Origin of the sequence: Mycobacterium canetti CIPT 140010059 (assembly GCF_000253375.1) — a bacterium.
GTDB classification, from domain to species: Bacteria; Actinomycetota; Actinomycetes; order Mycobacteriales; family Mycobacteriaceae; genus Mycobacterium; species Mycobacterium tuberculosis.
The window spans coordinates 3,638,523-3,658,238 of the sequence record NC_015848.1; the positions used below are offsets into that span (position 1 = coordinate 3,638,523).

Here is a 19,716-nt window from a genome sequence, read left to right on the forward strand (position 1 = left end):
TGCTTCCCCGGGTTAGGGAATCGGGTAGGGCCAGGGATTGAATCGGCAGGTCTTTCCATCCGCCTTAACGAAGTCGGGGTCAAACTTGGCCGCGTCGTCATTGGAGGTGGAAAACGTCTGCTGCATCATTACCGGAGCCAGACCGCCTTGTTGGTCGCACGGCTCGTGGCGCAGGTAACCGATGGCATGACCGACCTCGTGGTTGATCACATATTGCCGATAGGAACCTACGTCACCTTCGAATGGAACGGCTCCGCGTACCCAGCGCGCCTCGTTGATGAACACCCGCGATTGGCGATCCATACCGCCGAACGACGGGTTGTAGCAGGACGTCTCGAGCCGGAATTCGTAGCCACACCCCCCGCGCACTGTCGTCGGCGACACCAGCGAAATCCGGAAGTCGGGTTTTCCGCTGTCGATCCGCACGAACGCGAATTGCGGATTGTGGGTCCAGCCCTTGGGATTGGTCAACGTCTGGTCGACCATCTGGGCGAATGCGTTGTCACCGCCGTACATTGTGGGATCAAGACCGTTCTCGATCTCGACGGTATACCTGAACACTTTGACGGTGCCTTGACCGACCTGGGGAGTAGTGCCCGGAACGACACGCCAGGTCTTGTCACCAGCCTCGGTGAACGGGCCGCCATCCGGCAGCGTCCCGGCCGGCAGATTGGCATCGAACACTGCAAGACCGCGAGGCGGTGCGTCGAGGATCGCGGTCCCCACCACACCAATGGCCGGCGAGTCCCGGACGGTCTGGGCCGCCGCGGGCCTTGGCGTGCTCGTCCCGGTCACCGTCTGGTACACCACCACCGTGGTCAGCACCATCAGAACCGGCAGGGCGTAGGCGCGCCAGCCGTACGTGGACACGAACCGCCCCAACCAGGTTTGTTTGCGCCATTGACGCTTCCGGTCGCGGCGGGCCCGGACCCGTCTGTCAGTCGCGGCGAGCGGGTCGCGCAGGGCCCGCAGCGGCTCACGCCACTCGTCACGCAGCACGGGTACTCGACTCGTGCTTCCGGCGGGCCACGGAGACGTCATTTCCTCAGGATGACACAGCTGGCCCGGGTCGCGACCCTGGCGCGCCCGAATGCAACACCCAACAAACTATCCCGCCGCTACCGATGCCGCAGGTAGTAATGTCATTCCGACAGACGCGCGGCGGTGGGGGTTGGCACAGTGGCCCTCGAATTAGTGTGATCAGATTGAGGACTGATGAGCGATCTCGCCAAGACAGCGCAGCGACGTGCCCTCAGATCGTCCGGCAGCGCTCGGCCAGACGAAGACGTTCCGGCCCCGAACCGGCGCGGCAACCGACTGCCTCGCGACGAGCGCCGCGGCCAATTGCTTGTCGTTGCCAGTGACGTCTTCGTCGATCGGGGTTACCACGCGGCCGGTATGGACGAGATCGCGGATCGGGCGGGAGTCAGTAAACCCGTTCTGTATCAACATTTTTCGAGCAAGTTAGAACTTTACCTGGCTGTGCTTCATCGGCACGTGGAAAACCTGGTGTCCGGCGTGCATCAGGCGCTGAGCACGACTACCGACAACCGGCAGCGGTTGCACGTGGCCGTCCAGGCGTTCTTCGACTTCATCGAGCACGACAGCCAGGGTTACCGGCTGATCTTCGAGAACGACTTCGTCACCGAGCCCGAGGTCGCCGCACAGGTGCGGGTGGCCACCGAATCGTGCATCGACGCAGTGTTCGCGCTGATCAGCGCCGATTCCGGACTGGACCCGCACCGCGCCCGGATGATCGCGGTGGGCTTGGTCGGAATGAGCGTCGACTGCGCCAGATACTGGCTGGACGCCGACAAGCCGATTTCCAAGTCCGACGCCGTCGAGGGCACCGTGCAGTTCGCCTGGGGCGGGTTGTCCCACGTCCCGCTTACCCGCTCGTAGCAACCTTTCCGGCGGACCCAGCTGCGGCGTCCACCCCGACGCCGAAGCCCACCCGGCGGGCGTCTGCGACACCGATCTCGACATAGGCGATCCTGGCGGTGTGAATTAGGAAGCGACGGCCCCGCTCGTCGGTCAGGGTCAGCAAACCAGAGTCGTCGCGCAGCGCGTTGCTGACGAGTTCTTCTACCTCACTGGGCGTCTGCGCACTGGAGAACACCAGCTCGCGCGGACTGTCCGTGATACCGATCTTGACCTCCACGGTGGCCCCTTCCATTGGCATTCCGTCACAGGCGTGTCACCAGCAGGCTAGTAGACGCCCCTGGCCCCCATAACGGTTAGGTCTAGGCCAGCCCGACACGCCGCCAGACACCCCATCCGCCGGCAGGGGCTCGATAACATCAGCACCATCGGTAACACAGTTAACGACCTCTACGAGTGCGTTCGGAACGTCCGGGAAGTCCAGGACTACCCGGACGACGAGAGCTCGAGCGGCTTCGGGGCTGGCCGGACCTGTTCGGAAGGCGAGTTTGCCTGGGCGGCTGACCGCCGATGGCGCCCGGTAGCTGCGATCCTCGGCAGTGTGGTGGCGCTTGGCGCGGTCGCGACCGCAGTCATTATCAACAGCGGAGATAGCACGTCGACCAAGGCCATTGTCGGGGCACCAGCCCCGCGCACGGTGATATCCACCTCGCCACGACCAACGGCCCCAACCAGCACGTCACCCCACCCTTCGCCCAGCACCTTGCGGCCGCAGCTCCCGCCGGAGACGGTCACCACGGTGGCACCGCCGGGCACCGGGCCTACTACCGTGCCGACGCGAACCCCCACCGCCGCGCCACCTCAGACTGCTGTGCCACCGCCGGCGCCGCTGAATCCGCGCACCGTCGTCTACCGCGTGACCGGCACCAAGCAGCTGTTCGACCTGGTGAACGTCGTCTACACCGATGCGCGGGGCTTCCCAGTGACCGACTTCAACGTGTCGCTGCCGTGGACGAAGATGGTCGTTCTGAACCCCGGCGTGCAAACCGAATCGGTCGTCGCGACCAGCCTTTACAGTCGTCTCAACTGCTCGATCGTCAATACCGGCGCTCAGACGGTGGTGGCGTCAACCAACAATGCGATCATCGCGACATGCACTCGCTAGATCTGGGATCTAGCTGAGACCCAGTTCCCGCATGCGTTGGTCGTGGGTCTGCTGCAACCGGTCGAAGAAGGCACCAAGCTGGCTCAGTCCACCACTACCGGACACCACCAGGTCGACCAGCTCGTCGTGGTCGGCCAACACCAGCTGGGCCTGCGTTATCGCCTCGCCGAGCAGACGACGCGACCACAGCGCCAGTCGGCTGCGCTGTTTGCCGCTGGCCGTCACCGCTGCGCGCACTTCGGCGACGACGAACTGAGAGTGCCCGGTCTCCGACAACGCCGCCCGCACCACGTCAGCAACCTCGTCAGGCAGCCCGTCGGCGATCTCCAGATACAAATCGGCGGCCAACGCATCGGCAACATAGGTCTTCACCAGGGCTTCCAGCCATGTGCTCGGCGTCGTCAGCCGGTGGTAGTTTTCTAACGCTGAGGTGTACTTCGACATCGCCGACACCACGTCGACGCCGCGACGTTCCAACGCATTGCGCAGCAGCTCGTAGTGCCCCATCTCGGCGGCGGCCATGGATGCCATCGAGATCCTTCCCCGCAGATCCGGGGCCATGCGCGCCTCATCGGTCAATCGGTAGAAGGCGGCAACTTCGCCGTAGGCCAGCAACGCGAACAATTCGTTGACGCCGGGATGATCCGCCGGCAGCCGTGGCCTGGGTGAATCGGCCACCTGATCGGCGGATGAGGGCGATGGCATGGCAACACTCTAGTAGGCAGGCTCAGCGGCAAATGGGAACCTGCTGGCCGACCAGCTATCATGCTCGTTAGGTGGCGGCATTGGTTCGACTGCCGCTACCGGCGAAATGTGCGTGCATGGAGTCTGCCCCGCCTGGACTGTGCTAGGGGCCGGCGACTCGGCGACGTAATCGGAGTCGGAACTCATGCGCGCGTGAACCGCGACAGAGAAACACCGACACACGACCGACACCGTCACCGAAAGGCCGCTTACCCTCGTATGACCGCAGTGAAACACACAACTGAATCAACATTTGCCAAACTTGGAGTCCGCGACGAAATAGTCCGCGCATTAGGGGAAGAGGGCATCAAACGGCCCTTTGCTATCCAGGAACTCACCCTGCCACTCGCGCTCGACGGCGAGGACGTGATCGGCCAGGCCCGCACCGGCATGGGCAAAACGTTCGCTTTTGGCGTGCCGCTGCTGCAGCGCATCACCTCCGGCGACGGCACGAGACCGCTCACTGGCGCTCCGCGGGCCCTGGTCGTAGTCCCCACCCGCGAGCTGTGTCTCCAGGTCACCGATGACCTGGCCACGGCGGGCAAGTACCTGACCGCCGGCCCCGACACAGACGACGCTGCCGCGGTACGGCGCCGGCTGTCGGTGGTGTCCATCTACGGGGGACGGCCCTACGAGCCGCAGATCGAGGCGCTACGCGCCGGCGCCGACGTCGTGGTCGGCACCCCGGGTCGGCTGCTCGACCTGTGCCAGCAGGGCCACCTGCAGCTGGGCGGGCTATCCGTGTTGGTGCTCGACGAGGCCGACGAGATGCTCGACCTGGGCTTCCTGCCCGATATCGAGCGAATCCTGCGGCAAATTCCCGCCGACCGACAGTCGATGTTGTTTTCGGCGACCATGCCGGACCCGATCATCACGCTGGCCCGAACGTTCATGGTCCGGCCCACGCATATCCGGGCTGAGGCACCACATTCCTCAGCGGTTCACGACGCGACCGAGCAGTTCGTCTACCGCGCCCATGCGTTGGACAAAGTGGAGTTAGTCAGCCGGGTGCTGCAGGCTCGTGACCGCGGCGCGACGATGATCTTCACCCGCACCAAGCGGACCGCCCAGAAGGTCGCCGACGAGTTGACCGAGCGCGGTTTCGCAGTCGGCGCCGTGCACGGTGATCTCGGACAGCTGGCACGCGAGAAGGCGCTCAAGGCGTTTCGCACTGGCGGCATCGACGTATTGGTGGCCACCGACGTGGCCGCCCGCGGCATCGACATCGACGACGTTACCCACGTGATCAACTATCAGTGCCCCGAAGACGAGAAGATGTACGTCCACCGCATCGGTCGCACCGGCCGTGCCGGCCGAACCGGGGTCGCGGTCACCCTGGTGGACTGGGACGAGCTGCCCCGTTGGAGCATGATCGACCAAGCACTGGGCCTGGGCTCCCCCGATCCGGCCGAGACATACTCCAACTCGCCGCATCTGTATGCCGAGCTGGCCATCCCGGCCACGGCCGGCGGTACCGTCGGCCCGGCGCGCAAATCGCAGGGCAGGCGACGTGACACCGACTGCGACGGCCAGAAAACGGCACAGCACGCCCGCAATACCCCCAGGCGTCGGCGCACCCGCGGCGGCAAACCCGTCACCGGACACCCCGGCACCAACCCAATCAGCAGCCCAATCGTGGGCGGCGACGCCACCTCGGAGCCGGGCTCCGGCACCGCATCAGATTCCGGGTCCGATGTTGTGTCCGGCTCCCGGTCCGGCAACGGCGAAGCTGCGCGACGCCGTCGTCGCCGCCGCCGACGCCCGACGCACGCCCAGGACGGCTTCGCCGCGCGGGCTAACTGACCCGCCCACCGCATGGTTAAACCGGAGCGCCGCACCAAGACCGATATCGCGGCCGCCGCGACGATCGCGGTCGTGGTGGCCGTGGCCGCGTCGTTGATCTGGTGGACCAGCGACGCCCGCGCCACCATCAGCCGGCCGGCGGCGGTTGCGGTGCCCACCCCGGCCCCGGCTCGCGAGGTCCCGACCTCGCTGAAGCAGCTGTGGACCGCCGCCAGCCCAGCCACCCGCGTTCCCGTGGTGGTGGGCGGAACAGTGGCTACTGGCGACGGACGCCAGGTGGACGGGCGCGACCCAGCCACCGGTGAGTCGCTCTGGAGTTACGCCCGAGACACCGATCTGTGTGGGGTGACCTGGGTCTACCACTACGCCGTCGCGGTCTATCGGTACGACCGGGGTTGCGGTCAGGTCAGCACCATCGATGGATCCACCGGTCGCCGGGGAGCCGCCCGCAGCGGCTACGCGGATCCGCGGGTGCGTCTTTTTTCCGACGGCACCACGGTGTTGTCGGCCGGGGACACGCGCCTGGAACTGTGGCGTTCAGACATGGTCCGGATGCTGGCCTACGGCGAGATCGATGCCCGGGTGAAACCGTCGAACCGCGGCCTGCAGTCCGGGTGCACGCTGGAGTCGGCGGCGGCCAGCTCGGCGGCCGTATCGGTGCTTGAAGCGTGTACGAACCAGGCTGACCTGCGGCTTGTGCTGTTACGCCCGGGCAAGGAGGACGACGAGCCCATCCAGCGCATTGTCCCGGAACCGGGGGTCCGGCCGGGTTCGGGCGCCCGGGTATTGGTGGTATCGCAGAACAACACCGCCGTGTACCTGCCTGCAAGATCAGGCGCGCAACCGAGAGTCGACGTGATCGACGAGACCGGCGCCACAGTTTCGAGCACGCTGCTGGCCAAGCCACCGTCAACTTCGGCCGTGGCGTCGCGGACCGGCAACCTGGTGACCTGGTGGACGGGCGACGCGTTGTTGGTCTTCGACGCGGGCAACCTGACCCAGCGCTACACCATTGCCGCTGGCGAGACGACTGCGCCGGTGGGGCCAGGGGTGATGATGGCAGGTCAACTCCTGGTGCCGGTCACCGGCGGGATCGGTGTCTATGACCCGGTCAGCGGTGCCAACAACCGTTATATCCCGGTGACCCGGCCGCCAAGCACGTCAGCAGTAATCCCGGCAGTTTCTGGATCCAGGGTCATTGAGCAACGTGGCGACACACTAGTCGCTCTGGGTTGATCGCCTATGTTGGCGCGAGCAGACGCAAAATCGCCCGAAACCGATGGCTTTCGGGCGATTTTGCGTCTGCTCGCGCTACAGGTCCACCGTGAAGGTGGGCAGCGGCCTACCTGTCTTCCAGTGTTTGAGCAGCGCCTGCGCCAGCTCGCGGTAGGCCACCGCGCCTTTGTTCTTGCGCCCAGCCATCACCGACGAGCCCGAGGCGCTGGCCTCAGCGAAGCGCACAGTACGGGGGATGGGCGGAGCCAGCACCTGTAGGTCGTAGCGGTCGGCGACATCGAGCAACACGTCACGGGTGTGGGTGGTTCGAGAGTCGTACAGCGTCGGCAGTGCACCCAACAACCGCAGATTCGGATTGGTGATCTGCTGGACATCGGCGACCGTCCGCAGAAACTGGCCGACACCCCGGTGCGCCAACATCTCGCACTGCAGCGGCACGATGGCCTCGTCGGCGGCCGTCAGCCCGTTGAGGGTGAGCACACCCAGCGACGGCGGACAGTCGATGATGACCACGTCGAACCGGTCGGAGAATTTGGCCAACGCGCGTTTGAGCGCGTACTCACGGCCTGCCCGCATCAGCAGCATTGCCTCGGCGCCCGCCAAGTCAATGTTGGCCGGCAGCAACGTCATTCCCTCCATGGTGGTGACCAGCACGGCGTTGGGCTCGACTTCACCGAGCAACACCTCGTGCACAGACACCGGTAGTTTGTCGGGATCTTGACCAAGGGAGAAGGTCAGACAACCTTGCGGATCCAGATCGACGAGCAGCACGCGCCGTCCCTTTTCCACCATCGCCGCACCGAGCGAGGCGACCGTAGTCGTCTTGGCCACCCCGCCCTTCTGGTTGGCCACCGCTAGCACCCGGGTATCAGTCATAGGCGCCGCTCTCCCCCGCAAGCGGCAGGGACCCCCACCTCATCGTGCTCTCCCTTCGTCGTCGCCCGCGCAGTCACAGTGTCATCCTGGCATGCTGCTCGCACAGTGGTTCGGGCGACAGGCCTAGGATGTCGTCGGGCACAATCTGTCGGTATGGGCGTGCGCAACCACCGATTGCTACTGCTTCGCCACGGCGAGACCGCTTGGTCGACGCTGGGCCGGCACACCGGCGGTACCGAGGTCGAGCTGACCGATACCGGGCGAACGCAGGCAGAGCTGGCTGGTCAGCTGCTGGGTGAACTCGAACTTGACGACCCGATTGTCATCTGTAGCCCGCGTCGACGGACGTTGGATACTGCCAAGTTGGCCGGCCTGACGGTGAATGAGGTAACTGGGCTGCTCGCCGAATGGGATTACGGTTCCTATGAGGGCCTTACGACGCCGCAGATCCGGGAATCCGAACCCGATTGGCTGGTGTGGACGCACGGCTGCCCAGCTGGAGAAAGCGTCGCACAGGTAAACGATCGCGCTGACAGCGCCGTCGCGCTGGCCCTGGAGCACATGTCCTCACGCGACGTGTTGTTTGTCAGCCATGGCCACTTCTCCCGCGCGGTGATCACGCGCTGGGTCCAGCTACCGCTCGCCGAAGGCAGCCGTTTCGCGATGCCCACCGCCTCGATCGGGATCTGCGGGTTCGAGCACGGCGTGCGTCAGCTCGCCGTGCTCGGGTTGACCGGTCATCCGCAGCCGATCGCAGCCGGGTGAGCGCACACGTGGCAACCTTGCACCCAGAACCACCGTTCGCACTGTGCGGACCAAGAGGCACCCTGATTGCCCGCGGGGTGCGGACACGATACTGCGACGTGCGGGCCGCGCAAGCGGCACTTCGCTCAGGTACAGCACCAATACTGTTGGGCGCGTTGCCTTTCGACGTGAGCAGACCCGCCGCATTGATGGTGCCGGATGGCGTGCTGCGGGCCCGGAAGCTGCCTGACTGGCCGACCGGCCCGCTGCCCAAGGTACGCGTCGCCGCCGCCCTTCCGCCACCTGCCGACTACCTGACCCGGATCGGCCGCGCACGGGATCTGCTGGCCTTCGACGGCCCGTTGCACAAAGTGGTGCTCGCGCGCGCCGTGCAACTGACCGCCGATGCTCCGCTGGACGCGCGGGTACTGTTGCGCAGGTTGGTCGTCGCCGACCCGACCGCTTACGGCTATCTCGTCGACCTCACCTCTGCGGGCAACGACGACACCGGGGCAGCCCTGGTCGGCGCCAGCCCAGAGCTTCTGGTCGCACGATCCGGCAATCGCGTCATGTGCAAGCCATTTGCCGGCTCAGCCCCACGCGCCGCCGACCCCAAACTCGACGCCGCCAACGCGGCCGCACTAGCCAGTTCGGCCAAGAACCGACACGAACACCAATTGGTCGTCGACACGATGCGGGTAGCCCTAGAGCCACTATGCGAGGACCTGACAATCCCAGCCCAGCCCCAGTTGAACCGCACCGCAGCCGTTTGGCATCTGTGCACCGCGATCACCGGCCGGCTGCGCAACATCTCGACGACGGCAATCGATCTGGCTTTGGCGCTACATCCCACCCCGGCGGTTGGTGGGGTCCCGACAAAAGCTGCCACCGAGCTCATCGCCGAACTCGAGGGCGACCGTGGCTTCTACGCCGGCGCGGTTGGTTGGTGCGACGGCCGGGGCGACGGCCATTGGGTGGTGTCTATCCGGTGCGCGCAACTTTCGGCTGATCGACGCGCAGCCCTTGCGCACGCTGGCGGTGGCATCGTCGCCGAATCAGACCCCGATGACGAACTTGAAGAAACCACAACGAAGTTCGCCACGATATTGACCGCACTGGGAGTTGAGCAGTGACCGATACCATCCGCCGCGCGACACCGGCGGATACCGCCGACATCGTGGCCATGATTCACGCGCTGGCGGAATTCGAGCATGCCGCCGATCAATGCACTGTCACCGAAACACAAATATATACAGCACTTTTCGGAGATTTCCCGACGATGCGAGGCCACGTCGCTGAGGTTAATGGCGGAGCTGCCGCGATGGCGCTGTGGTTTCTGAACTTTTCCACCTGGGACGGCGTCGCGGGCATCTATGTGGAGGACTTGTTCGTCTGGCCGAGGTTTCGCCGCCGCGGCTTGGCCCGTGGCCTGCTGTCGACGCTGGCCAGAGAATGCGTCGACAACCGCTACACGCGGTTGGCCTGGTCGGTGCTGAACTGGAATTCCGATGCAATCGCACTGTATGACCGCATCGGCGGGCAACCGCAGCACGAGTGGACTATCTATCGACTGTCAGGACCGCGGTTGGCTGCGCTGGCCGCACCACGCTGATCACGCCCGGCGGCCCAGCGGATCGAAGGCGGACTGAACAGCAATACCAGCACGCCAAGCGCGATGATTCCCACCGGGATCCCGATCGCCGGCTGATGCGAACCCACAATCAGATACCACGCCACCGGCAGCAGCAGCAGCTGGGCGAACACCGCCAGCCCGCGACCCCAAAGCTTGCCAACCGCCAGCCTGCATCCGGCGGCGAGCACTGCTCCGCCGACCAGTACGAACCAACCTGCGGTGCCCAGGCCATTGACGATGTGCTGGTCGGCGCCCGCGAGTCCGCGCACCAGCAACGCCGCGGCCACCACCAGGGCGGCCCCACCCTGCACGGCGACGATCAGTCCGGCGCCGCGCACGGCGGCCGGGGCTCGAACAGGCACAGCATCAGCGTAGTCACCCGGCCGTGACCGGCCCGCATCGTCACACGGCCCACCCAGATTGCCGTCCTCCTCAACGGGCCGACCCGGCCCGCATCGTCACACGGCCTAGGCCCATTGCCGTCCTCCTCAACGGGCCGACCCGGCCCGCATCGTCACACGGCCTAGGCCCATTGCCGTCCTCCTCAACGGGCCGACCCGGCCCGCATCGTCACACGGCCTAAGCTCGTGCGTCATGCGTGCCGTGCTGATCGTCAACCCCACTGCGACCGCCACCACACCAGCCGGCCGCGACCTGCTGGCGCACGCCCTCGAAAGCCGCCTTCAGCTCACGGTTGAGCACACCAACCACCGCGGTCACGGGACCGAACTCGGACAGGCGACGGTAGCCGACGGGGTGGACCTGGTCGTGGTGCATGGCGGCGATGGCACGGTAAGCGCCGTAGTCAACGGCATGCTGGGGCGCCCCGGCACGACGCCGGTCCGACCGGTGCCAGCCGTTGCGGTTGTGCCCGGCGGCTCGGCCAACGTACTAGCTCGCGCGCTAGGGATTTCCGCGGACCCGATCGCTGCCACCAACCAACTCATCCAGCTGCTCGACGACTACGGCCGCCACCAGCAGTGGCGCCGCATCGGGCTGATCGACTGCGGTGAGCGGTGGGCGGTGTTCAACGCCGGCATGGGCGTCGACGCCGAGGTCGTGGCCGCGGTAGAGGCCGAACGCGACAAAGGCGGCAAGGTTACGGCGTGGCGCTATATTCGCGCTGCGGTGCGCGCGGTGCTCGCCTGCACTCGTCGCGAACCGGCTCTTACGCTGCAACTTCCCAACCGCGATCCAATTACCGGAGTGCACTTTGTGTTCGTGTCCAACTCCAGTCCGTGGACTTACGCAAACAACCGGCCGGTATGGACCAATCCCGACTGCAGGTTCGAGTCGGGGCTGGGAATGTTCGCCACCACCAGCATGAAGGTGGTCCCGACCCTGAGGGTGGTTCGGCAGATGTTCGCAAAACAGCCCAAGTTCGAGTTCAACCACGTCATCAACAACGACGACGTCGCGTGTCTACGCGTCACCTCCATGGGGCCCCCGATCGCCAGCCAATTCGACGGGGACTACCTCGGCGTGCGCGAGACGATGACGTTCCGAGCTGTTCCCGACGCCCTCGCCGTAGTTGCCCCGCCCGCAAGAAAGCGGATCTGAACTGCAGAAACAAAGATGTGATGGGTGTGCGACACAAACGTTGGGCGAAACTGGCAGCGTAGTGTAGTACAACTGGGTAAGGGCTGTGGAACGAGATCGCCAGAGTGAGATAGCCCACGCGCTTACGTAACACTATTGACATCTGTTGAGCCTGTGAAACGATCAAAAGGTTGCATGTAGAGAAATGTAGGGGTACAGAAGCCTTTCTTGTGCACCCGTTACCAGCCAAGAAGAAACGCCTGTGCGTACCGCTGCGCACATAGTGAGGAGTAACGACTAATGGATTGGCGCCACAAGGCGGTCTGTCGTGACGAGGATCCGGAACTGTTCTTCCCGGTAGGAAACAGTGGTCCGGCACTTGCGCAGATCGCTGACGCGAAACTGGTCTGTAATCGGTGCCCGGTCACCACAGAGTGCCTCAGCTGGGCACTGAATACCGGCCAGGACTCGGGCGTCTGGGGAGGCATGAGCGAAGACGAGCGGCGCGCGCTGAAGCGTCGCAACGCCCGCACGAAAGCCCGTACCGGGGTCTGACGACTCAGTTCTGCACAGTGCGGCCCCGACATACGTCGGGGCCGCACTGTTGCGTAGCGCGCTACAGCATCAACCGTCCCCGGCGTCCGACCGGTACCCGTAGCACCACATCGGTGCCACGTTCGCGGGCGTCCCGCATACCTAACGAGCCGTCCAATTCCGCAGAGACCAAGGTCCGCACGATCTGCAGGCCCAGGCTGTCCGACTTCTCCAGGCTGAAACCTTGCGGCAGACCAAGCCCGTCGTCGTGCACGACGACATCGAGCCAACGCGCAGAGCGTTCCGCTCGAATCGTCACGGACCCTTCCGCCGCCGCCGGGTCGAACGCATGCTCGATCGCGTTCTGCACCAGCTCGGTGATCACCATGATCAGCGCCGTGGCGCGGTCGGAGTCGAGCACACCGAGGTCGCCAACCCGATTTATCCGGATCGGCCTGTCCACCGATGCCACATCGTTCATGATCGGCAGAATCCGGTCGATGACCTCGTCAAGGTTCACCTGCTCGTCCACCGACATCGACAACGCATCGTGGACCAAGGCAATCGACGACACTCGGCGCACCGACTCGATCAGCGCTTCCCGCCCCTCGGCGTTGGACGTCCGGCGAGCCTGCAGCCGCAACAGCGCGGCCACCGTCTGCAGGTTGTTCTTAACCCGATGATGGATTTCCCGGATCGTGGCGTCCTTGGATATCAGGGCTCGGTCGCGCCGCTTCACCTCGGTCACGTCGCGGATCAATATCGCGGCGCCGACATTGCGACCAGCTACCACCAGCGGCAGAGTCCGCAGCAGCACCGTGGCGCCGCCGGCGTCGACCTCCATCCGCATACCCTTTCCATCCCCGGCCAGCAAGTCCTGCACATGCTCGTCTACCTCGTGCGCCTCGAACGGGTCCGAGATCAGCGGGCGCGTCGCGTCAATGAGATTGACGCCCTCCAACTCGGTGGTCAAACCCATTCGGTGGTAAGCCGATAGGGCATTGGGGCTGGCGTAAGAGACCACACCGTCGACATCGAGACGGATGAAGCCGTCACCCGCGCGCGGGCTAGATCGCGACATCGCCACGTCCCCTGCGTCGGGAAAGGTGCCCTCCGCCAGCATCCGGAGAAGATCTGTGGCGCACAACCGATAGGCGGTCTCCAGGTGGCCGGATCTACGTCGCGCCGCCAGTTCGGGTTGATGCCGTGTCAGCACCGCCACCACCTGATCGCCAAAGCGCACCGGGGAGACTTCGACACTGTGGCCGTCGTGTTGACATGAATTCTGTTGGCCGACAGCGCCTTCCCGTCCCGGGACACCACCGGAGAAGGTCGCGGCGACCAGCGGCATGCTATTGGCGGCGACGACGGTGCCTACCGCGTCGGTATGCACCACCGTCGGCCCGGTGTTCGGCCGGCATTGCGCAACGCACACCAGGACACCGTCGTCGCGGCGAACCCACATCAGGTAATCGGCAAACGACAAGTCGGCAAGGAGCTGCCACTCCCCGACCACCGCATGCAGGTGGTCCACCGCGCTGCCCGGCAGCACCGTGTGTTCGGCGAGCAGATCACCGAGTGTGGACATGAGTGACTATCAACGACTAGCTGATCACCGCGATAAGGTCGCCGGCCTGAATGACATCGCCCACCGATACCGCCACCTTGCTGACCGTTCCGGCAGCTTCGGCCAGGACGGGGATCTCCATCTTCATCGACTCCAGCAGCACCACGACGTCGCCCTTGTCGATCTGATCGCCTTCGTTGACAACGACTTCGAGAACGCTGGCCACGATCTCGGCGCGAACATCCTCGGCCATCATCACCCCACTCTTTTCGGCCATGCCGTATGCTGACTGCTGGTCATCGGACTTCCATCAAACTCAGGTATATCGAACCATAAGAACCCTGGGGAGCGCGGCACGCGGGCTATTGGGGTCGCGCGCGACGCCGCATGAGAAACTGGGCAATGACCGGGCGGCCGCTGCCTGCCCGCACCTGAGCAATGACGGAGGTTCCGATGGCCAAGCGTGGCCGTAAGAAGCGTGACCGCAAGTACAGCAAGGCCAACCACGGCAAGCGGCCCAATTCCTAACGCACTGCGCTAGGGCCCTCCACGGATGATGGTGGTCCGGCGGATCTCTAGCCGAAGACGCTCCCGCAAGCCCTCGGGGGCCCTGTCGCCTCGGCACTTGGTCCCGATCAACGCCTTGATCCGTTCCTCGAGCCCGTAATGCCTCAGGCACCCCGGGCAGGCCTCGAGGTGTCGCCGCAGCCTCTCGCGGGTTTCCGGGGTGCATTCACCGTCAAGCAGGGTCCACACCTCGGCGATCACTTCCGCGCAACCCATGCCGCCGTGGGAATCGTCGTGGTCCGCGTGCGCATCGGTCGGACCGCAATTTTCGCTCACTGGTGCACCATCCTTGTGTCGGTGATCTCGGATGGATTGCCGATGTAGAGGCGCCGCTGGGTTAGCGCCCCGCGCGCTTGACAGCCGTGATGTCCATCATGAGTTTTGCGGAGTCCGGCGGTTGCCCCGGACGCGCCGACCGTCGACAGGGCCAAGCGCCGACGAGCGCCGAACAGTGAGCGATGCGGCAGCCGCGTCCGGGCCTCGCACGAGGGTGCCTCCCCACTGGGTTTAGCAGCGCCTAGGCTCACTGGTGCACCATCCTTGTGTCGGTGATCTTGGATGGATTGCCCGATGCACCCGAGGCGCCGCTGGGTTATCGCCCTGCTCGCTTGACAGCCGTGATGTCCATCATGAGTTTTGCGGAGTCCGGCGGTTGCCCCGGACGCGCCGACCGTCGACAGGACTGAGCGCCGACGAGCGCCGAACAGTGAGCGATGCGGCAGCCGCGTTCGGGCCTCGCACGAGGGTGCCTCCCCACTGGGTCTAGCAGCGAGGAGGCTGTTATGGAGTCTACTGCCGAAACCACATTGCGCGACGAGCCGCAGAACGGCGTCACGGGTGGAATTGATTGGGCGCGAGACGATCACGCGGTATCGATCGTCGATGCGCGTGGCCGCGAGGTTCGCCGCGCCACGATCGAGCACAACGCCGCCGGACTGCGCGAGCTGCTCGAGCTGCTGAACCGGGCCGGTGTGCGCGAGGTCGCCATCGAACGCCCGGACGGCCCGGTGGTGGACACCCTGCTCGAGGCCGGGCTCACGGTGGTGGTGATCAGCCCGAACCAGCTGAAGAATCTGCGCGGCCGTTACGGCTCGGCCGGCAACAAGGACGACCGCTTCGACGCGTTCGTGCTCGCCGACACGCTGCGCACCGACCGGTCCCGGCTGCGTCCACTGCTGCCCGACACCGCGGCCACGGCCACCCTGCGCCGGACCTGTCGCGCTCGCAAAGACCTGGTCGGGCACCGGGTGGCGTTGGCCAACCAGCTGCGCGCGCACCTGCGCATCGTCTTTCCGGGCGTGGTCGGGCTGTTCGCCGACATCGACTCGCCGATCAGCCTGGCGTTCCTGACCCGATTCGACTGCCAGGACCGCGCAGACTGGTTGTCGGTCAAGCGCCTGGCCGCCTGGCTGGCCGCCGCCGGCTACTGCGGGCGCGTCGACCCCGCGGTGCTTCACGGCCGGCTCACCGGCGCCCCGCGCGGTGTCACAGGTGAGGACGGCGCCGCCAACGCACACATCACCCGCGCCCTGCTCGCTGCGCTTACCAGCATCGCCACGCAGATCAAGGCCCTCGACGCGCAGATCGCCGAGCAGCTCGCCCTGCACGCCGACGCGCACATCTTCACCTCCCTGCCCCGCTCCGGCACCGTGCGCGCGGCCCGGCTGCTCGCCGAGATCGGTGACTGCCGAGCCCGTTTTCCCACGCCCGAATCGCTGGCCTGCTTGGCCGGCGTCGCCCCCTCCACCCGCCAGTCCGGCAAAGTCACCCACGTCGGGTTCCGTTGGGCCGCAGACAAACAACTCCGCGACGCCGTCTGCGACTTCGCCGGCGACAGCCGCCGAGCCAACCCCTGGGCCGCCGACCTTTACAACCGCGCCCGAGCCCGCGGCCACGACCACCCTCACGCCGTACGCATCCTCGCCCGCGCCTGGCTTTACGTCATCTGGCACTGCTGGCAAGACGGCGTCGCTTACGATCCCACCCAACACCGAGCCCTGCAGGCTCTCCGTAACCAAGTTCGCCAAACGGCGGCTTGACACAGGGCTACTCATGACGACACCCCCTCGTGCGCCTGCTCGCCTCGGGTAAACCCCCGCTCCCTGGCCACATCGGCCAAAAGACCGCGCAACTGACGTCGGCCGCGATGAAGCCGCGACATCACGGTGCCGATCGGAGTATCCATGATCTCGGCGATCTCCTTGTAGGGGAAACCTTCGACATCGGCGTAGTAGACCGCCATTCGGAACTCTTCCGGCAATGCCTGCAGCGCCTCTTTGATCTCGGTGTCCGGCAACGCTTCTAGCGCTTCGACTTCAGCCGAGCGCAGCCCGGTCGAGGAATGCTCGGCGTTGGACGCCAGTTGCCAATCGGTAATCTGCTCGGTCGGATACTCCGCCGGTTGCCGCTGTTTCTTGCGATAGCTGTTGATGTAGGTGTTGGTCAGTATCCGGTACAGCCAGGCCTTGAGGTTGGTGCCGTGCCGGAACGAACGAAATCCCGCATAGGCCTTCACCATCGTCTCCTGGAGCAAGTCCTCGGCGTCGGCCGGATTGCGCGTCATCCGCAGCGCACCGCCATACAGCTGGTCCAACAGGGGAATCGCGTCGCGCTCGAAACGCGCCGTCAACTCCTCGTCTGTCTCCTCAGACGGCCCAGGCTGCACACCCGCCGAACCGGTTACACCATCGATGTCGGCCATCTTGATTAACTCGGTCCCTTCGTTTGCGGTGTCACCGGAGCGCACCGGCGCAGACACCGGACGTGCGAGCATGCGAGCCAACCGCTTCTCACCCAACAGGCTTGTCGCCGTTGACACCAGACTCCCCTCGTCCCAATGTAAAGGCCGCGACCGACACTGTCTGCACCGGTCTGGCCAGCCACGCGGCTGCAGGAACCGAACCAATCAACCGTGTTTGCCAGCGGGTTATTTCCAGCCCCGCATCGCAGGCGGCCGGTCCCGCAGTCAGGTGGAATCGAGCAGGGCGTTAGGGTGACGCCATGTCCCTCAACGGCAAGACCATGTTCATCTCGGGCGCCAGTCGCGGTATCGGCCTTGCGATCGCCAAGCGCGCCGCGCGCGACGGCGCCAACATTGCCCTGATCGCCAAGACCGCCGAGCCGCATCCAAAGCTGCCAGGCACGGTGTTCACGGCCGCCAAGGAACTCGAGGAAGCCGGCGGCCAGGCACTGCCGATCGTCGGGGATATCCGCGACCCGGATGCGGTCGCGTCCGCGGTGGCCACCACCGTGGAGCAGTTCGGGGGCATCGATATCTGCGTCAACAATGCGTCGGCGATCAACCTAGGGTCCATCACCGAGGTGCCGATGAAGCGTTTCGACCTGATGAACGGCATCCAGGTGCGTGGCACCTACGCAGTATCCCAAGCGTGTATTCCCCATATGAAAGGCCGCGAGAACCCGCACATCCTGACGTTGTCCCCGCCGATCCTGCTGGAGAAGAAGTGGCTGCGGCCGACGGCCTACATGATGGCCAAGTACGGCATGACGCTGTGCGCGCTGGGAATCGCCGAGGAGATGCGCGCCGACGGCATCGCGTCGAACACGTTGTGGCCACGCACGATGGTGGCCACCGCGGCGGTACAGAACCTGCTGGGCGGCGACGAGGCGATGGCGCGGTCCCGCAAGCCCGAGGTATACGCCGACGCGGCCTACGCCATCGTCAACAAGCCCGCCACCGAATACACCGGCAAGACGCTGCTGTGCGAGGACGTGCTCGTCGAATCCGGCGTCACCGACTTGTCGGTCTACGACTGCGTGCCAGGTGCAACGCTCGGCGTCGACCTGTGGGTGGAAGACGCCAACCCGCCTGGGTACATCCCGGCCTAGTGTTCGGTCAGCCCAAGCGGCTGCGAACCGTGGTCGATGGGTCGGCCTTGAGCTGGGACCGGGTGTTGTGCGGTGCCGGCAAACGGCATTGGGCAGTCGCGGTGGCCCCGCCGGACCTGATCACCTTGACCAGCGCGATCATCGCTAACATCCGGGCCTAGCGCCGTACCGGAAATCGGCGAGGACTTCACCGATGGCGTAGCGCGCGCTGGCCGCCAGCGGCGGGTTGGTGTCTTGGTAGTACGGGAGCGCGATCAAGGCGATGGCCAGAGCTCTGCCGCGCCCGCGCATCCAGTCGTCGTCGGCGGCGCCGACCGCGGCGCGGAACTGAGCACGGGCGGGCGCCGACAGGAGGTTCCACGCGATGATCAAGTCGACGCTGGGGTCACCAACGCCCATCAGACCGAAGTCAATGACGCCCGTCAAGCGTCCTTGCGTAGTCAGGATGTTGAACCGCGACAGGTCACCGTGGAACCACATCGGCGGCCCCGCGTACGGAGGAACACGCAGGGCGGATTCCCACGCGGCAGTTGCCTCGTGGACGTCGATGATCCCGTCGAGGGCCGCCAGCGCTGCGCGTACCTCGGCATCCTGCTCCCCCAGCGGCGCACCCCGCTTTGCCGGCGGCCCGCCCATGGGGTCGATGGCCCGTAGGGCGGTGATGAAGTCAGCCAGGTCCTCGACGACCCGATTGGGCTCGACGAACTCGGCTGCCGACGGGTTCTCACCCGCAACCCAGAGGCACACTGACCACGGCCAACCGAACCCCTCAGCCGGGCTCCCCAGCCCCACCGGAACTGGGCTGGCAACGCCTAGATGCGCAGCGATCCGCGGCAGCCACTGTTGCTCGGTCTGAAGGCTCTCGATGGCCCAGCCAATGCGCGGGATGCGCACGGCCAGGTCCTCGCCTAGCCGGTACATTGCGTTATCCGTGCCCGCCGAGCGCACCGGTGCAATGGGCAGATCCGCCCACTGTGGGAATTGTGCGCGCAGCAGACGCCGCACCAGATCCTCGTCGATATCCACCTCATCGGCGTGCATCTTTGCCCTTAAGACACGTTCGTACCGGTCGAAGACGGTTCCGTCCTGCTCACAGATCCGCCGCACGAAGGCAAAGCCCGCCCGCAACGCCACCCTCGCCGATGCGGAGTTCTCCGGCTCCACCTTGATCACCGCTTCGGTCGCGCCGTGTTCGGCCGCATACTGGCACACCAGATCGACTGCGCGAGTGGCGAGTCCACGCCCTCGCCAGCTGGGGTAGAGCCCATAAGCAACGTTGACCTGCCCGCTAGCCAGCCCCTCGCCGTCGAAACGCAGATCGACCGTACCCACTATTGCTTCGGCAACCGTCCTGATGCCGAAAGAGCGCAGCGGCCCGCCGGTCACCCATTGCTCGCGGCAGTGCCGGATGTAGGCTTCGACGCATTCTCGGGTCGAAGGCCGACCGCTTAGCCAACGCACCAGCTGTTCGTCCTCCCCATCCAGATGAGCCTCGACATCGTCCAGGCACAGTGGCGATAGGGTGACGATCCCGTCTGATAGCCCGTCGGACAGCTTCGCCAAGCGCACCCCGCGATT

General features: G+C 65.5%; 22 protein-coding genes and 3 pseudogenes. 13 read left to right on the forward strand and 12 right to left on the reverse strand.

What is annotated here, in order from left to right:
* Positions 1–12: 12 nt before the first annotated feature.
* Complete coding sequence (locus MCAN_RS16970; RefSeq protein ID WP_003899970.1) at positions 13–1,041, reverse strand: DUF3152 domain-containing protein; 1,029 nt, start codon at positions 1,039–1,041, stop codon at positions 13–15.
* A 174-nt stretch (positions 1,042–1,215) separates the two neighbouring features.
* On the opposite strand from MCAN_RS16970, the gene MCAN_RS16975 reads away from it, so the two are divergent.
* Positions 1,216–1,902, forward strand: a complete 687-nt coding sequence (locus MCAN_RS16975) for a TetR/AcrR family transcriptional regulator (protein WP_003416861.1) — start codon at positions 1,216–1,218, stop codon at positions 1,900–1,902.
* Here the strand turns inward: MCAN_RS16975 and MCAN_RS16980 are convergent.
* Positions 1,889–2,161, reverse strand: coding sequence for a DUF3107 domain-containing protein (locus tag MCAN_RS16980; RefSeq protein WP_003416863.1), 273 nt, complete (start codon positions 2,159–2,161; stop codon positions 1,889–1,891). The genes MCAN_RS16975 and MCAN_RS16980 overlap by 14 nt on opposite strands.
* A gap of 324 nt (positions 2,162–2,485) precedes the next feature.
* Between MCAN_RS16980 and MCAN_RS16985 the strand changes: the two genes are divergently transcribed.
* Positions 2,486–3,046 (forward strand): MmpS family transport accessory protein, encoded by a 561-nt coding sequence (locus MCAN_RS16985; RefSeq protein ID WP_003416868.1) that lies wholly within the window; start codon positions 2,486–2,488, stop codon positions 3,044–3,046.
* Between the two features lie 9 nt (positions 3,047–3,055).
* Here the strand turns inward: MCAN_RS16985 and MCAN_RS16990 are convergent, their stop codons facing one another.
* On the reverse strand, positions 3,056–3,751 hold the full coding sequence (locus MCAN_RS16990; protein WP_003416873.1) for a ferritin-like fold-containing protein: 696 nt from the start codon (positions 3,749–3,751) through the stop codon (positions 3,056–3,058).
* A gap of 258 nt (positions 3,752–4,009) precedes the next feature.
* On the opposite strand from MCAN_RS16990, the gene MCAN_RS16995 reads away from it, so the two are divergent.
* On the forward strand, positions 4,010–5,593 hold the full coding sequence (locus MCAN_RS16995; protein WP_003416875.1) for a DEAD/DEAH box helicase: 1,584 nt from the start codon (positions 4,010–4,012) through the stop codon (positions 5,591–5,593).
* Positions 5,594–5,605: 12 nt separating this feature from the next.
* A complete protein-coding gene (locus MCAN_RS17000) occupies positions 5,606–6,829 on the forward strand; it encodes an Rv3212 family protein (protein ID WP_003416876.1) in 1,224 nt (407 codons plus the stop codon).
* A gap of 75 nt (positions 6,830–6,904) precedes the next feature.
* Here the strand turns inward: MCAN_RS17000 and MCAN_RS17005 are convergent, their stop codons facing one another.
* Positions 6,905–7,705 (reverse strand): ParA family protein, encoded by an 801-nt coding sequence (locus MCAN_RS17005; protein WP_003901572.1) that lies wholly within the window; start codon positions 7,703–7,705, stop codon positions 6,905–6,907.
* Between the two features lie 153 nt (positions 7,706–7,858).
* Between MCAN_RS17005 and MCAN_RS17010 the strand changes: the two genes are divergently transcribed.
* The 3 genes from MCAN_RS17010 to MCAN_RS17020 are packed head-to-tail and all read left to right on the forward strand — an operon-like array spanning position 7,859 to position 10,061.
* Positions 7,859–8,470, forward strand: coding sequence for an acid phosphatase (locus tag MCAN_RS17010; protein WP_003416878.1), 612 nt, complete (start codon positions 7,859–7,861; stop codon positions 8,468–8,470).
* Entirely contained in the window at positions 8,467–9,582 is a 1,116-nt protein-coding gene (locus MCAN_RS17015) for an isochorismate synthase (RefSeq protein WP_014001622.1), read from the forward strand. The genes MCAN_RS17010 and MCAN_RS17015 overlap by 4 nt, the downstream gene beginning before the upstream one ends.
* The gene (locus MCAN_RS17020) at positions 9,579–10,061 is read left to right on the forward strand and encodes a GNAT family N-acetyltransferase (protein ID WP_015288476.1); all 483 of its coding nucleotides are present in this window, start codon (positions 9,579–9,581) and stop codon (positions 10,059–10,061) included. Before MCAN_RS17015 ends, MCAN_RS17020 begins: the two co-directional genes overlap by 4 nt.
* Here the strand turns inward: MCAN_RS17020 and MCAN_RS17025 are convergent.
* Positions 10,013–10,444: a hypothetical protein gene (locus MCAN_RS17025; RefSeq protein ID WP_003416881.1), complete on the reverse strand. Its 432-nt coding sequence runs from the start codon at positions 10,442–10,444 to the stop codon at positions 10,013–10,015. The two genes, MCAN_RS17020 and MCAN_RS17025, sit on opposite strands and share 49 nt — an antisense overlap.
* A 232-nt stretch (positions 10,445–10,676) precedes the next feature.
* Between MCAN_RS17025 and MCAN_RS17030 the strand changes: the two genes are divergently transcribed.
* Positions 10,677–11,642 (forward strand): diacylglycerol/lipid kinase family protein, encoded by a 966-nt coding sequence (locus MCAN_RS17030; RefSeq protein WP_014001624.1) that lies wholly within the window; start codon positions 10,677–10,679, stop codon positions 11,640–11,642.
* A 279-nt stretch (positions 11,643–11,921) separates the two neighbouring features.
* Positions 11,922–12,176 carry a transcriptional regulator WhiB1 gene (gene whiB1, locus MCAN_RS17035; protein WP_003416884.1) on the forward strand — a complete coding sequence of 85 codons (255 nt, stop codon included), beginning with the start codon at positions 11,922–11,924 and terminating at the stop codon, positions 12,174–12,176.
* 61 nt (positions 12,177–12,237) lie between these two features.
* Here the strand turns inward: whiB1 and MCAN_RS17040 are convergent, their stop codons facing one another.
* Positions 12,238–13,743 carry a sensor histidine kinase gene (locus tag MCAN_RS17040; RefSeq protein WP_003416886.1) on the reverse strand — a complete coding sequence of 502 codons (1,506 nt, stop codon included), beginning with the start codon at positions 13,741–13,743 and terminating at the stop codon, positions 12,238–12,240.
* 16 nt (positions 13,744–13,759) lie between these two features.
* Positions 13,760–13,975, reverse strand: coding sequence for a biotin/lipoyl-binding carrier protein (locus MCAN_RS17045; RefSeq protein ID WP_003416887.1), 216 nt, complete (start codon positions 13,973–13,975; stop codon positions 13,760–13,762).
* A 200-nt stretch (positions 13,976–14,175) separates the two neighbouring features.
* Here MCAN_RS17045 and MCAN_RS24220 point away from each other — a divergent pair, with 200 nt between their 5' ends.
* The gene (locus MCAN_RS24220; protein WP_003416889.1) at positions 14,176–14,250 is read left to right on the forward strand and encodes a 50S ribosomal protein bL37; all 75 of its coding nucleotides are present in this window, start codon (positions 14,176–14,178) and stop codon (positions 14,248–14,250) included.
* A gap of 9 nt (positions 14,251–14,259) precedes the next feature.
* On the opposite strand, the gene rsrA is transcribed toward MCAN_RS24220, so the two are convergent.
* From rsrA to MCAN_RS23195, 3 genes and pseudogenes are all read right to left on the reverse strand, one after another.
* Entirely contained in the window at positions 14,260–14,565 is a 306-nt protein-coding gene (gene rsrA, locus MCAN_RS17050; RefSeq protein WP_003416891.1) for a mycothiol system anti-sigma-R factor, read from the reverse strand.
* Positions 14,562–14,738: pseudogene (locus tag MCAN_RS23720) on the reverse strand (hypothetical protein); the annotation flags it as partial. The pseudogene MCAN_RS23720 and the gene rsrA, both read right to left, overlap by 4 nt.
* 74 nt (positions 14,739–14,812) lie before the next feature.
* Positions 14,813–14,993 (reverse strand): annotated as a pseudogene (locus MCAN_RS23195) (hypothetical protein); the annotation flags it as partial.
* A 78-nt stretch (positions 14,994–15,071) separates the two neighbouring features.
* Here MCAN_RS23195 and MCAN_RS17055 point away from each other — a divergent pair.
* Positions 15,072–16,328: an IS110 family RNA-guided transposase gene (locus tag MCAN_RS17055; protein ID WP_014001439.1), complete on the forward strand. Its 1,257-nt coding sequence runs from the start codon at positions 15,072–15,074 to the stop codon at positions 16,326–16,328.
* Positions 16,329–16,339: 11 nt separating this feature from the next.
* On the opposite strand, the gene sigH is transcribed toward MCAN_RS17055, so the two are convergent.
* A complete protein-coding gene (gene sigH, locus MCAN_RS17060) occupies positions 16,340–16,990 on the reverse strand; it encodes a sigma-70 family RNA polymerase sigma factor SigH (RefSeq protein WP_014001626.1) in 651 nt (216 codons plus the stop codon).
* A 299-nt stretch (positions 16,991–17,289) separates the two neighbouring features.
* Between sigH and MCAN_RS17065 the strand changes: the two genes are divergently transcribed.
* Together MCAN_RS17065 and MCAN_RS23015 are read left to right on the forward strand one after the other, a co-directional pair.
* On the forward strand, positions 17,290–18,138 hold the full coding sequence (locus tag MCAN_RS17065) for an SDR family oxidoreductase (RefSeq protein WP_014001627.1): 849 nt from the start codon (positions 17,290–17,292) through the stop codon (positions 18,136–18,138).
* Positions 18,138–18,299 (forward strand): annotated as a pseudogene (locus MCAN_RS23015) (Cys-tRNA(Pro) deacylase); the annotation flags it as partial. The gene MCAN_RS17065 and the pseudogene MCAN_RS23015, both read left to right, overlap by 1 nt.
* Here the strand turns inward: MCAN_RS23015 and MCAN_RS17070 are convergent.
* Positions 18,283–19,707, reverse strand: a complete 1,425-nt coding sequence (locus MCAN_RS17070) for a GNAT family N-acetyltransferase (RefSeq protein WP_014001629.1) — start codon at positions 19,705–19,707, stop codon at positions 18,283–18,285. The pseudogene MCAN_RS23015 and the gene MCAN_RS17070 overlap by 17 nt on opposite strands.
* Positions 19,708–19,716 lie beyond the last annotated feature (9 nt).